At 68.4% G+C, this 12780-nt stretch carries 12 protein-coding genes; 8 read left to right on the forward strand and 4 right to left on the reverse strand.

Annotated features, from left to right (window positions below):
- Positions 1–31: 31 nt before the first annotated feature.
- From H7I41_RS00610 to H7I41_RS00625, 4 genes are all read left to right on the forward strand, one after another.
- Positions 32–1345, forward strand: coding sequence for an ATP-binding protein (locus H7I41_RS00610; RefSeq protein WP_264010607.1), 1314 nt, complete (start codon positions 32–34; stop codon positions 1343–1345).
- A gap of 135 nt (positions 1346–1480) precedes the next feature.
- Positions 1481–2461: a helix-turn-helix domain-containing protein gene (locus H7I41_RS00615; RefSeq protein WP_264010609.1), complete on the forward strand. Its 981-nt coding sequence runs from the start codon at positions 1481–1483 to the stop codon at positions 2459–2461.
- A 159-nt stretch (positions 2462–2620) separates the two neighbouring features.
- Entirely contained in the window at positions 2621–3538 is a 918-nt protein-coding gene (locus tag H7I41_RS00620; protein ID WP_264010621.1) for an ATP-grasp fold amidoligase family protein, read from the forward strand.
- A gap of 14 nt (positions 3539–3552) precedes the next feature.
- Complete coding sequence (locus H7I41_RS00625; RefSeq protein WP_264010610.1) at positions 3553–3822, forward strand: ribosomal L7/L12 family protein; 270 nt, start codon at positions 3553–3555, stop codon at positions 3820–3822.
- A gap of 4 nt (positions 3823–3826) precedes the next feature.
- Here the strand turns inward: H7I41_RS00625 and H7I41_RS00630 are convergent, their stop codons facing one another.
- Both H7I41_RS00630 and H7I41_RS00635 read right to left on the reverse strand, forming a co-directional pair.
- On the reverse strand, positions 3827–6319 hold the full coding sequence (locus H7I41_RS00630; RefSeq protein ID WP_264010611.1) for a glycogen/starch/alpha-glucan phosphorylase: 2493 nt from the start codon (positions 6317–6319) through the stop codon (positions 3827–3829).
- A gap of 110 nt (positions 6320–6429) precedes the next feature.
- Positions 6430–7023 (reverse strand): TetR/AcrR family transcriptional regulator, encoded by a 594-nt coding sequence (locus H7I41_RS00635; protein WP_264010612.1) that lies wholly within the window; start codon positions 7021–7023, stop codon positions 6430–6432.
- Between the two features lie 79 nt (positions 7024–7102).
- Here H7I41_RS00635 and H7I41_RS00640 point away from each other — a divergent pair, with 79 nt between their 5' ends.
- The 3 genes from H7I41_RS00640 to H7I41_RS00650 are packed head-to-tail and all read left to right on the forward strand — an operon-like array spanning position 7103 to position 10095.
- Positions 7103–7534: a nuclear transport factor 2 family protein gene (locus tag H7I41_RS00640; protein WP_264010613.1), complete on the forward strand. Its 432-nt coding sequence runs from the start codon at positions 7103–7105 to the stop codon at positions 7532–7534.
- Complete coding sequence (locus H7I41_RS00645) at positions 7531–8367, forward strand: NmrA family NAD(P)-binding protein (RefSeq protein ID WP_264010614.1); 837 nt, start codon at positions 7531–7533, stop codon at positions 8365–8367. The genes H7I41_RS00640 and H7I41_RS00645 overlap by 4 nt, the downstream gene beginning before the upstream one ends.
- A gap of 30 nt (positions 8368–8397) precedes the next feature.
- On the forward strand, positions 8398–10095 hold the full coding sequence (locus tag H7I41_RS00650) for an alkaline phosphatase D family protein (RefSeq protein WP_264010615.1): 1698 nt from the start codon (positions 8398–8400) through the stop codon (positions 10093–10095).
- On the opposite strand, the gene H7I41_RS00655 is transcribed toward H7I41_RS00650, so the two are convergent.
- Both H7I41_RS00655 and H7I41_RS00660 read right to left on the reverse strand, forming a co-directional pair.
- Entirely contained in the window at positions 10058–10480 is a 423-nt protein-coding gene (locus H7I41_RS00655; protein ID WP_264010616.1) for a pyridoxamine 5'-phosphate oxidase family protein, read from the reverse strand. The genes H7I41_RS00650 and H7I41_RS00655 overlap by 38 nt on opposite strands.
- Positions 10477–11325, reverse strand: coding sequence for an NAD(P)H-binding protein (locus H7I41_RS00660; RefSeq protein ID WP_264010617.1), 849 nt, complete (start codon positions 11323–11325; stop codon positions 10477–10479). The genes H7I41_RS00655 and H7I41_RS00660 overlap by 4 nt, the downstream gene beginning before the upstream one ends.
- An 82-nt stretch (positions 11326–11407) precedes the next feature.
- Between H7I41_RS00660 and H7I41_RS00665 the strand changes: the two genes are divergently transcribed.
- Entirely contained in the window at positions 11408–12349 is a 942-nt protein-coding gene (locus H7I41_RS00665; protein WP_264010618.1) for an AraC family transcriptional regulator, read from the forward strand.
- Positions 12350–12780: the final 431 nt, after the last annotated feature.

Here is a 12780-nt window from a genome sequence, read left to right on the forward strand (position 1 = left end):
TCGCCGCCGGAGTTCGGCCGATGCTGATGTCATGGGCGATTGCGCGGACCGGCGTTGCAGTCCGGTCGTCGCTGCCCACCACCTGCCGGACACATCGACGAGCTTCGTCGGGCGGCGCGCGGACACCATGCAGGTGTGCCGACTGGTCACCGAGAATCGGTTGGTCGCCTTGACCGGGGCCGCCGGTGTCGGCAAATCGCGGATGGCCATCGAGGTGACTGTTCGAGCCGCCGAGGCCTTCGTGGACGGGGTGTTCTACGTCGACCTGTCGCTTGTGACGAATCCCCTTGGCGTGGCAGTCGCGACCGCACGAAGGCTCGGCCTCGTCGATCAGCACAGTGGCCGTGCGACCGACGCTCTGCTGACGTTCATCGGCGAGCGCAGGGTCCTCTTGCTGCTCGACAACTGTGAGCACCTCTACGACGCATGCGAAGAAATGATCGTCGAGCTTCTCGGCGGCTGCCCGCGGCTGGCGATCATGTCGACAAGCCGGGAGCCCTCGGGCGTACCGGGCGCGGTCACCTGGTGCGTGCTCCCCCTGGGTATCGGCGACGATGCCATCGAGTTGTTCACCGACCGGGCGCGTCAAGCGCGGCGCGACTTCCGTGTGGTCGACGACAACGCTGTGCTGGTGGGCAGAGTGTGTCGGCGGCTCGCCGGTATGCCGCTGTCCATCGAATTGGCGGCGGCGCGGATGGGCAGCATGGATCTGCAGCAGATCGAGGAGAGTCTGCAGGCTCGGTTCCGGATGCTCACCGGAGGCCCGGATCTCGCGCTGTCCCGCCAGCAGACGGTGTACGCATCGCTCGATTGGGCGCATACGCTGCTGACCGAGCCGGAGCGGGTGCTGTTCCGGCGGCTTGCGGTCTTCGTGGGTGGATTCGACACGGATGCCGCCCTGTCGGTCAACGGGGACGGCGATCCGGAGGGCTCCGAGCTTCGCGAGATGATCGAAGTATTGGTCGGCGCCTTCCTCCTGGCGGTCGAAGATGCCGAAGGTGCTGTCCGATATCGGCTGTCGGAAACCATCCGCCAGTACGCGCTGGAGAAACTGGGTGCATCCGGCGAAGCCGACGAGGTACGTCGCCGGCACCGCGACTATTTCACCATCGCGGCGGAATGCGTCGAAGCGACGGAGCCGAGCGACTACGGGCGGCTGGCGAGATGGTCCGAGGCCGAATCCGACAATCTTCGTGCCGCCTACGCATGGAGTCGTGAGCAGGGCGATGTCGAAGCGGCATCACGGCTCGTCTCGTCGCTTCGCCGGTTCGTGCAGCCGGCACGTGTGCAAGGCGATGCCGCGCAGGTCCGAACAATCGACACCGCAGAGAAAGTCGATCAGTGACAACACTCTGCGACCGCTGCGGCGGCTTCTACCAGAACGGCGTGTGGCCGCCGAAGGCCCTGTGTCCCTTCTGCGATGCCGGCTGCTCGCTTCCGGTCCGCATCACCGACCCACAGTCCGCCCGACGCGGAGCTGGTGTCGCCGCTCCGCGGCGCGAGGCACATCCGTCCACGAGCCGAACAGCAGAGAGTGTCTGAGGTGCCAACCATGTCAGTGGCTCCATCCCCGAGGGATCCGTCGATGGTCGTTCCGTGCAAGATCCAGTCGACCAATACTCAAGGTGGAGTGGGTGATCACCTGCGCCGCTGGCGCGCTCGTCGCGGTTGGAGCCAACTGCGCGTCGCGGCGGACTGCGTGGTGTCGACCCGCCACCTCAGCTTCGTCGAGACCGGACGCGCGCGCCCGAGCAGAGAGCTGATCATCCACCTCGCCCGGTCGCTGGGAGCCTCCAATCAAGAGCTCAACGTGTGCCTGCTCGCCGGGGGGTACGCGCCCCGGCACGTGGTCGACCTCGACGGTGCACCAGCGGGGTCGAACGCCACTCTGGTCGAGATGATCGGACACCACGATCCGTACCCGGCTCTGGTGTTCAACGCAGACTGGACGATATTGCGAATGAATGCCAGCGGCCAATGGCTGTGCTCGGTGGTGATGCCCGATCTATGGGCCAGCGTGCCCGATCCCGACGCCGAGATCGACATGATCGCGGCCTTGACTCACGCGGGCGGGCTCCTGTCACACATGCGCGATGCCGCGGCCGTCGGGTCGGTGTTGCTGCATCAGTTGCGGATGGAGCAGCTGACCAACCCGGGCCTGCGGACGCGCGTCGATCAGTTCGAGGTCTCGCTGCGCGACCGTTTCGGCGGATTGCGTGAGCCGCACGAGCGGGAGCGCCGTGATCCGTCGCTACACCTGCGGTTCGACACCGACTACGGCAGGTTGTCGTTCTTCACACTGCAGAGCGTGGTCGGCATCCCGCAGCAGATCACCGTGGCGACGCCGCGGGTGGAATTGTGGTTCCCGGCCGATGCTCCGACTCGTGCTCTGTTGGACAGCCGGGCGAGCGCGCTGGCCGACCGTGACTGGCACACGTCACTACCGGCCGAGGCGTCTTGATCGGCCTCCGCCCAGGAGGGCCGGCATCACCCGACCGTAGATCGGCTGTTCAGAGGTCAGCGTTGAAATCGACTCAAGCGATCCAATCCCCCCAGGCGGTCATGACAACCAGGATTCGCAGGGCGAGGAGTCCGCGCGCAGCCGTAGCCTGAGCTGGTGATGCCGGCGCTGCGATCCCCCGAGGAGCGACAGGGCGTCCGGTGGCGCGAACGCAGCAGACTTGTTCGTGCGGTGCGTCTTTGGCGCACCCGCAACCCGCGGACCTTCCGGGAGAAGGTGCGCTACAAGATGCTGCGCGACCACCGCGCGCTCGTGGTCACCTTCGCGGACAAGGCGGCGGTTCGCGATCACGTCGCGTCGATCGTGGGGGAGCGGTACCTTCCGCGGGTGTACGCGATCGTCGACGACCCGGCCGCGTTACGGGACCTCGATCTGCCCGACGCGTACGTGGTCAAGCCGACGCACGGTAGCGGCGCCGCCGTCGTCGTCTCGAAGAGCGCTCCGGCCGAGGCGCGTCTGCCGACCGAGCCGGGGAGTTGGGTGTACCGCCACGTCAGGCCCGAGGCCGCGGCTCGGGAACACATCATCCGGATCGCGAAGGGCTGGGTGGCACAGCTCTACGGTCAGGGTCCGAACCGCGAATGGGTGTACGGGCGGATCACCCCGCGGATCATCGTCGAGGAGATGCTCGCAGGTGCCGACGGCGCCATCCCGGACGACTACAAGTTCTTCGTCTTCCACGGCCGCTGCGCCTTCGTCCAGGTCGACGGCGGACGGTTCGGCTCGCGGACGATGGACTTCTTCCGACCTGACTGGCAGCACCTACCGTTGCGCGGCGGACCGCCGTGGGCACATCCCGAGCCCGTTGCGCCCGACTGCCTGGCGGAGATGATCGATCTGTCCGAAAGGCTGGGCGCCGGTACCGACTTCGTCCGTGTCGATGTGTACGACGTCGACGGGCGGATCGTCTTCGGTGAGCTCACCAGCTTCCCCGCGGGAGGTGACAGCCCGTTCGACCCCGAATCGTTCGACCTGGAGTTCGGCCGTCCCTGGACTGTCCCCCGGCGCTACCGGTAGGACAGACTGTCGACATGGGCATGTTCTCCTCATCTGACGGCGGCGACGAACTGCGGGACCGCGTGGCACAACTGGAACATCGCGTCGCGTTGCTGGAGCGGGCGGTGCGCGGCTACGGCATTCCGATCCCCGTCGCGTACGAAGGGGCGCCGTCGGAGGCGCAGGTCAGCCCGAAGGTGCGCCAGCTCGTGATGGACGGCAAGAAGCTCGAAGCGATCAAAGCCCTCGTCGAGGAGACCGGGATGGGACTCAAGGACGCCAAGGACATCGTCGACCGGCTGTAGCGCTTCAGACCCGGACGGTCACCGGCGCCACGTTCCAGATGTCGTCGCAGTACTGGGCGATGGCTCGGTCCGACGAGAATTTGCCACTGCGGGCGGAGTTCAGGATCGACATCCGGGTCCATGCGTCGGTGTCGTGCCACGCGTCGCTCACCCGCTGCTGGCACTGCGCGTACGCCGCGTAGTCCGCCAGCACGAGGAACGGGTCGCTGTAGGTCAGCGAGTCCACCAACGGCCGGAACACGTCGGTGTCTCCGTGCGAGAAGTGTCCACTCGAGATCAGTGAGAGGACCGCCCGGAGCTCCTCGTCGGCCTCGATGTGGTCCGCCGGCCGGTAACCCTGCGCCTTGACGCGTTCCACCTCCTCGACCGTCAAGCCGAACAGGAAGAAGTTCTCCGGCCCCGCCTCCTCGCGGATCTCGACGTTGGCGCCGTCGAGTGTGCCGATGGTCAACGCGCCGTTGATCATGAACTTCATGTTCCCGGTGCCCGACGCTTCCTTGCCCGCCGTGGAGATCTGCTCCGACAGGTCGGCCGCCGGATAGATCAGGTGGGCGTTCTGCACGTTGAAGTTCGGCACGAACGCCACCTTGATGTGGTCGTTGACGTCGGGGTCGTTGTTCACGGTCTCGCCGACGGCGTTGATGAGCTTGACGATCCGCTTCGCGATGAAGTAACCGGGCGCGGCCTTGCCGCCGAAGATGAAGGCGCGCGGTGCGATGTCGAGGCCGGGATTCTGCTTGAGCCGGTGGTAGAGCGCGACGATGTGCAGCACGTTGAGGTGCTGGCGCTTGTACTCGTGGATCCGTTTGACCTGGATGTCGAACAACCAGCTCGGGTCGAGGTCCACACCGGAGGTCGACCTGATGTAGTCGGCGAGCCGGGACTTGTTCGCACGCTTGATGTCCCGCCACCGCTGCTGGAACTCCGGATCGTCGACGTGGCGCTCCACCTCGGTCAGCCTGCTCAGGTCCGACATCCAGCCGGCGCCGATCGTGTCGTCGAGCAGCCGGCGCAGTCCCGGGTTGGCCAGCGCCAGGAACCGCCGCGGCGTCACACCGTTGGTGACATTGGTGAACCGCTCCGGCCAGAGCTCGTAGAAGTCCTTGAGCACACTGGCCTTGAGCAGATCGGAGTGCAGCGCCGCGACACCGTTGACGGCGTGGCTGCCGACGGTAGCGAGATGAGCCATCCGGACACGCTTGCCGCCGTCCTCGTCGATCAGCGACATCCGGCGGACACGGTCACCGTCGCCGGGGAAGCGCAGACGCACTTCGTCGAGGAAGCGGTGGTTGATCTCGTAGATGATCTCCAGGTGCCGCGGCAGTGATTCGCCGAACAGCGCCAGCGGCCAGGTCTCCAGGGCCTCGGGCAGCAGCGTGTGGTTCGTGTAGCCGAAGGTGGCCACGGTGATCGCCCACGCCTCGTCCCAGTCGAGATGCCGTTCGTCGACCAGGATGCGCATGAGCTCGGCGACGCCGATGGACGGATGGGTGTCGTTGAGCTGCACGGCGAATTGTTGCGGCAGGTCGTGCACGGAGCGGTCACTGAGATCCTCGACGATGTGCACGATGTGCTGCAGTGAGCACGACACGAAGAAGAACTGCTGCAGCAGTCGCAGCCGCTTGCCGATGTCCGGCTCGTCGTTGGGGTAGAGGATCTTGGTGACGGTCTCGGAGGTCACCTCTTCCTCGACCGCCCGGTAGTAGTCGCCGGTGTTGAACGCCTCCAGCGCGAACGACTCGACGGCGCGCGCGCTCCACAGCGTGAGCACGTTGCAGGTGTTCACCGCGTGGCCCTGGACGGGTGTGTCGTAGGCGACGCCCTTGATCACGCGGTCGGGCAGCCAGCGCACCCGGTGGCGGCCTGCGTCGTCGGTGTAGTGCTCGGTGTGCCCGCCCCAGTTCACCCGGTAGTTCACGTCGGGTTTGGCGATCTCCCACGGGTTTCCGTTGACGAGCCAGTTGTCGGTCTTCTCGACCTGCCAGCCGTCGTGGATCTCCTGGTCGAAGATGCCGAACTCGTAGCGGATGCCGTAGCCGATCGCCGGGCGCTCCAGGGTGGCCAGCGAATCGAGGTAGCACGCGGCGAGCCGACCAAGGCCGCCGTTGCCGAGGCCGGGCTCCTCCTCGCATGCCAGCACCTCGTCGATGTCCTGCCCCAGGATGCCCAGCGCCTCGCGGGCCGCCGCCTCGATCCCGAGGTTGAGCAGGTTGCTGCCCAGCTGGGGGCCCATCAGGAACTCGGCCGACAGGTAGCACGTCACCTTCCTGCCCAGATCCATCGACGTCTGGGTGGAGGCCACGCGGTTGTCCTGCATGCGGTCGCGCACCGCCAGGGCCAGGGCCCGGTAGTAGTGCTCCGGCTTCAGCGCGGCGGCCGGCCGGCCGATCGAGTACCTCAGGTGGTCCTGCACGGACTGTTTGAGCGCATCCACGTCCATCCCGGTGCGCACGCTGTGCGCGGGAGTCGGCTGCGGGGTGTGAACGAGGTCGGTCATCGCGCTCCTGTGCAGGCTTCGTCGTGGCTGGCGGGTTGCCGCATTGTGGCAGTCGCGCGTGGACGACCGACGCCGTGGACGTTAACGCCCGATGGCGTCGGCGCGCGGGGTCAGGACGGACGGGCGAGGGCGCGCACGAGCATGTCGACGAGCTTGTCGAGGTAACCGGGCTCGGCGTCGGCGTCGCGGACGGTCAACCGCCAGTAGACCGGGGCGCCGATCAGATCGAGGGCGATGTCCAGGTCGGTGTCGGGCGCCAACTCACCGCGGCGCATCGCCCGCTGCAGCATGACCGCGCCACGGTCCCGGCGAGGCCGGCCGATCATGCCCTCCACCAGGTCGCTCAGTTCCGGATTGCGGGCCATCTCGGCGACCAGGTCGGGAAGGATCCGGGAGAAGCGGGGGTGTGACAGCCAGCGGGCCACCGCGTCGAGGGACTCCCTGAGATCCCCGCGCAGCGAGCCGGTGTCCGGCGCAGCGGCCTGGTCGATGCTGAACTCGGCCAGCACCGCCAGCGCCATCTCCTGCTTGGACGACCACCGCCGGTACAGCGCGCTCTTCCCGACACCGGCCCGTTTCGCGACCGCCTCCATCGACAACCGCGCGTACCCGAGGTCGGCCAGCTCGTCCAGCACGGCCTCGGTGATCGACGCGGTGACCGTCGGCTGGAGGACTGCGGCTCCGGTGGGCGGGCGGCGTGGCATGGACTGGACGATACCGTCCCGTCCCGAGTACGGTTAGCGTCGGGACGGTACCGTATCGTCCATACCGAGGAGGTCTGATATGCAACCTGTCGAACTCGTCGACCGCGCACTCGACCTGCTGGTGAGGCAGGACATGGCCGGCTTCGCCGACCTGTGGGCCGACGACGGCGTGATCGAGTTCCCCTTTGCCGCGCCGGGCTATCCCGAGCGCGTGGTCGGCCGAGAAGCCGTTGCGGAGTACATGCGCGGATATCCGGATCTGCTCCGAATCGAGGATTTCCCGCACAAGGTCGTCCACGAGACCGTCGATCCGGGGGTGGTGATCGTGGAGTTCGAGGCGGCGGGCACCGTCGTCGCGTCCGGGGCGCCGTACCGGATGCGGTACATCGCCGTGATCACCGTGCGCGACGGCCGGATCCAGAGCTACCGCGACTACTGGAGCCCACTGGCCGCCGCCGAGGCGATGGGCGGCACGGAACAGTTGGAGTCGTTCGGCGGCGTGCGGCGATGAACGACGTGCTGGTACTGGGTGCGAGCGGGACGACAGGTCGCCGGGTGGTGGCCGTCCTGACAGCGCGCGGCGTCCCCGTCCGGTCGGCGACGCGGACGCCGACGGCGCCGGGTGAGGTGCGATTCGAGTGGGTCGACCGCACCACTCACACATCGGCGCTCGACGGCGCCGGCTCCGTGTACCTGGTCGCGCCGCCGGGCGAAGCCGATCCGGCGCCCCTGGTCGAGCCGTTCCTGGAGGAGGCGCGCAGGTGCGGCGTGCGCCGCGTCGTGCAACTCAGTTCGTCCGCGCTGCCCGAAGGAGCGCCCGGCCTGGGAGAGGTGCACCGACTCGTCCGGTCGACGATGCCCGAGTGGGCCGTCCTGCGCCCGTCGTGGTTCATGCAGAACTTCACCGGTGATCACCTCGTCGCGCAGGGAGTGCGCGACGGCGAGATCGTCACCGCCACCGGCGACGGCCGGGTGGCGTTCATCGATGCCGACGACATCGCGGCCGTCGCCGCCCACGCACTCACCGACCCGTTCGCGCACAACACCGAACACATCCTCACCGGTCCGCGGGCGCTGAGCTACGACGAGGCCGCGAAGATCGTCGCCCGACACCTCGGCCGCCCGGTGCGGCACCAATCGGTGTCGGCGGCGGAGCACGCCGGACACGTCGCCGCCGGCGGGATTCCGCTGGAATTCGCCCGGATACTCTCCGCGCTCGACGTCGACATCGCCGGTGGCGCCGAAGACCGCGTCACCCGCACCGTCGAGGACGTCACCGGCCGCCCCGCGCGCACCTTCGAGGAGTTCTGCGCCCGCAGCTTCCGATGTGCGCAAGCGATGTGACGGAGGTCCGCCGATCCGTAGGGTGAAGGAGTGCCTCTCGTGCTCGGTCCCGCGCTCCGCCATGTCGGTGAGACGACCGCATCGGTGTGGGTGCAGACCGAGCAGGCGGCCACCGTCACCGTCCTCGGCTGCTCGGCGCCGACGTTCAACGTGCAGGGCTACCACTACGCCCTCGTCCAGGTGACCGGACTGACCCCCGACTCGGTCACCGAGTACCGGGTCCACGTGGACGGCCGGCAGGTGTGGCCGGTCGACGACGCGCCGTATCCGCCGAGCGTCATCCGGACGCGCGGCCCGGAATCCGCGCCGCGGGTGCGCGCGATCTTCGGATCGTGCCGGTACCCGAAGACCGAGGACGACAAGGTCGACTCCAAGCTGGGTCGCGACGCCCTCGACTCGTATGCGACCCGCATGGCCGGACAACCGATCGAGGCGTGGCCGGATGCCCTCATCCTGCTGGGCGACCAGCTCTACGCCGACGAACTCACACCGGAATCGCGAGAACAACTGGCGGGCAAGCGAACTCGGCGCAAATCGAACGGCGGGCGGCCGCCGGACGAAGTCGTCAGCTTCGCCGAATACGAACGGCTGTACCGCCATTCGTGGGGTGACCCCGAGATCCGGTGGCTCATGTCGACCGTGCCGACCGCGATGATCTTCGACGATCACGACATCCGCGACGATTGGAACACCTCCGAGGCATGGCGGACGGATGTCAAGAAGATGCCCTGGTGGCGCGACCGGATACGCGCCGGGCTGGCCTCGTACTGGGTGTACCAGCACCTGGGCAACCTCAGCCCCGCAGACCTCGCGGACAATGTGGACTATCAGCGGCTGGTCGCGGCGGAGGGCGACACCTGGCCGCTCCTGACCGATCTCGCCGACCGTGCCGACGAGGAGGTCGATGACAGCAAAGGCGTCCGCTTCAGTTACCGATGGGATCTCGGCCGCACCCGATTGATCATGGTCGACTCGCGTAACGGACGGATCCTCGAGTCGGGTAACCGCATGATGATCGGCGAACGGGAATTCGCCTGGCTCGAGGGCGAAGCCACCGACCGCCTCGACGACGTCGACCACCTGATGATCGCCTCGTCGCTGCCGTGGCTGCTGCCGCCGGTCATCAGCGATCTGCAGATGGTGAACGAGCAGGCCGCCAACCGCCCTGGCAGACGCGGCCGACTCGCCGAGAAGATCAGGCGTGCCGGTGATCTCGAGCACTGGGCGGCGTTCCTGAAGTCGTTCCTGCGCCTGACCGGGCTGATCACCCGGGTGGCCGGCGATCCCGCCGGGCCGGCGACGGTCAGTGTGCTCTCCGGCGATGTCCACCACAGCTACGCCGCGCGCGCACAACTGGCCGGCCTACAGGCGGGGCGAGGTGCCACTGTGCATCAACTGGTCTGCTCACCGGTGCACAACTACGTGCCCGCGGCGGTGAAGCCGGCGTTCCGCCTGGGGTGGTCGCGGCCGGTGGCCCGGCTCACCCGGCGATGGGCCCGGCACCGCGATCTGCCCGACCTCCCCGTGAGCTGGACGAACACCTGCGGCCCGCTGTTCGGCAACACCATCGCCACCATGGAGGCGGATGGCCGGCGTGCCGAGGTGTTCTTCGAACAACCGAGTGGGCCCGCAACCCTGGACGAGGCCGGCCGGGTGCCCCTCACCCGCCCGGCGCCGGCATCGGTGCCGGTCACATCGAGTAGCGACTCACCTTCTGCGGGCGGATGACGAGGCGCACCTGGTCCTGCGCGAGGATCTCGGCGAGGTCGGCCGCCCGGCCGGCGTCCTCGAGATCCCAATAGCGCGCGGCGAGTCGGGCGGCGAGGTCGTGCGCTCCGTCGGACTCGACCGTGACCGGTCCGGCGACCGACACCCAGCGTTCGCGCTCACCCACCGGTGCGGCGACGACGAGCGACGCGCGCGAATCCTCCTGCAGGCGGCGCATCTTCGCGGTGTCCGGTCCGGTGAACAGCTGCACGGTGCCGTCGTCGGCGACGTCGAACCACACCGGGCGCGGTTGGGGCGGGCGCGGTCCCGCGGCCACCGACAGGAAGCCGTAGAGCGGGCGCCGGAGGAACTCGCGATCCTCGACGGTCAACCCGTCGGCGCTCATCGCCGCCACGCCCCCGCCACTGCCGTCCGCAGTACATAGTCCTCGAACGTGCGGGGCGGGCGGCCCAGCACGGTGGCGACGCCGTCCGTCGTCTCGGCGAGGAGGCCGCGTCGCATCAGCACGAACATCTCGGCGACGTGGTGGGCGTCGTCCTCGCTCACGCCCTCTGCCACCAGACCCGCCGCGTACTCGTCGGCGGAGATCTGCTTGTAGGAGATCGGCAGACCCGCCGCGCGGGAGATCATCTGCACGGCCTCCTCAAAGGTGATCGACCGCGGACCCGTGAGCTCGTAGATCCGTCCGGCGTGCCGCCCCGGCTCGGTCAACACTGTGGTGGCGGCGTCGGCGACGTCCTCGAGGTCGATGAACGGCTCAGGCACCCCGCCGGCCGGCAGCGCCAGGGTGCCGGTGAGAAGCGGTGCGTGCCAGAGCTCCTCGTCGAAATTCTGGGCGAAGTTGTTGGGTCGCAGCACGGTCCACTCGAGCGACGAACCACGCACGGCGTCCTCCGCGTCGCGCATGTCCTGCCCGAATGTGGAGTCCCCCCAGGTGTCGGCACCGCGCCCGGACAGCAGGACCAGGCGCTGCACACCTGCGGCTTCGGCACGGGCCACGAAGTCGTGCGCGGGTCCCGGAGTGCCGTCCGGCAGCGGCGGCGCGACGATGTAGGCGGCGGCCACTCCCTGCAGTGCCGCTTCCCAGGTGCCGGGGTCGGACCAGTCGAACGGGATCTCGGTGGACCTCGCCGCGGCACGGACGGGCGCGCCGCGCAACCGTAGCCGGGCGACGATGCGCCGGCCGGTCTTGCCGGTTCCACCGAGGACGAGGGTGGTGTCGATGCTCATGTGACCCATTGAACGGCGCTCGGCCGGACACTTCCATGGGTACGAAGCCGAGATGCATGTCCGATCGTCTAACCTCGCGGGCATGGACGCGTTCGGTGACCTGTTCCGTGGAGTACGGGCCCATGGGTCCCTGTTCGGCAGCAGCACCCTGTCGCCGCCATGGGCGCTGCACTTCGTGGACGGCGCGCCGCTCACCCTGTGCACCGTCCTGGGTGGTCAGGGTTGGATCGTGCCCGAGGACGGCCGGCCCGAGCCGCTCCACGCCTATGAGACGGTCGTCGTGCGGGGTCCCGGAACGTTCACGTTCGTCGACGAGCTGGACACCGTGGCGGAGCCGATCGCGTGCGGCGAGCGCTGCGCGACACCCGAACAGGGCGGGACCCGGCACCGCCTCGGCTGGTCCGACAACCGCGACGACGGCGGCACGACCCTGATCGTCGGCGCCTATCCGGTGCGCGGCGAGATCAGCCGGCGGCTTCTCGACGCGCTGCCCGTCGTGCTGCGGGTGGAAGCCGGCGGCACGGGAGACCCGGTGCTCGATCACCTCGCCGCGGAGGTCGCCGTCGACGCCCCCGGCCAGCAGGTGGTGCTGGACCGCCTACTGGACTGGATGCTGGTGTGCACGCTGCGCGAATGGTTCGACCGGCCCGGCGGCGAGCCGCCGGCGTGGTGGGCGGCCCAGCGCGACCCGGTGGCCGGCGACGCGCTGCGCCTGCTGCACGCCGACCCGGCCGCGCCGTGGACGGTCGCCACACTGGCCGACCGGGTCGGGGTGTCACGCTCGACGCTGGCCAAGCGCTTCGCCGATCTGGTGGGCGAACCGCCGTTGACCTACCTCACCCGCTGGCGGATGACGCTGGCGGCCGACCTGCTGATCGAGCGGAAGGGGGCGACCGTCTCCGACATCGCCGGCACCGTCGGGTACTCCGATCCGTTCGGGTTCAGCGCAGCGTTCAAACGGGTCCGCGGCGTCAATCCGAGCGAGTTCCGGCGGGCCGCGGCCGAGGCGCTGCCGACCGGCTGAGTGGGTAGATGTGTTAGCTGTATCGGTGCCGACATCGGCACGCCGCGGGCCTGAATCACGACACGGATACGGCTGCGTCACAACCGAAGCTCGCTTGAGCGTCAACCTCGCAACCACTTCTGGCGTTGTGTAGACGGGCATTACGGTGTGCTCTACGGTTGCGCCACAGGAAATTTTCGTCGCAGTCATTTTTGAGCAGAGTTGAAGGAGTCCCGGCGATGAGCACCTTTGGTCGGATTGCTGTGAGAGTAGTTGCCGGTGCAGGCCTATGCGTGGCGGCCGCGGCGTTGAGCCCACATGCGGCAGCCGCCCCGTTGAAGACGGGCGGATACCAGTGTGTGGACCAGGCCGCCGGCGCACCAGCGGCTCCCGCCGCACCGGCGGCTGCCGGCGCGGCGCCGGTGTGCAGTGCGGTCGCGGCTCAGGCCGCG

The sequence above is a fragment of the [Mycobacterium] manitobense genome (assembly GCF_025821665.1).
Taxonomy (GTDB): Bacteria; Actinomycetota; Actinomycetes; order Mycobacteriales; family Mycobacteriaceae; genus Mycobacterium; species Mycobacterium arseniciresistens.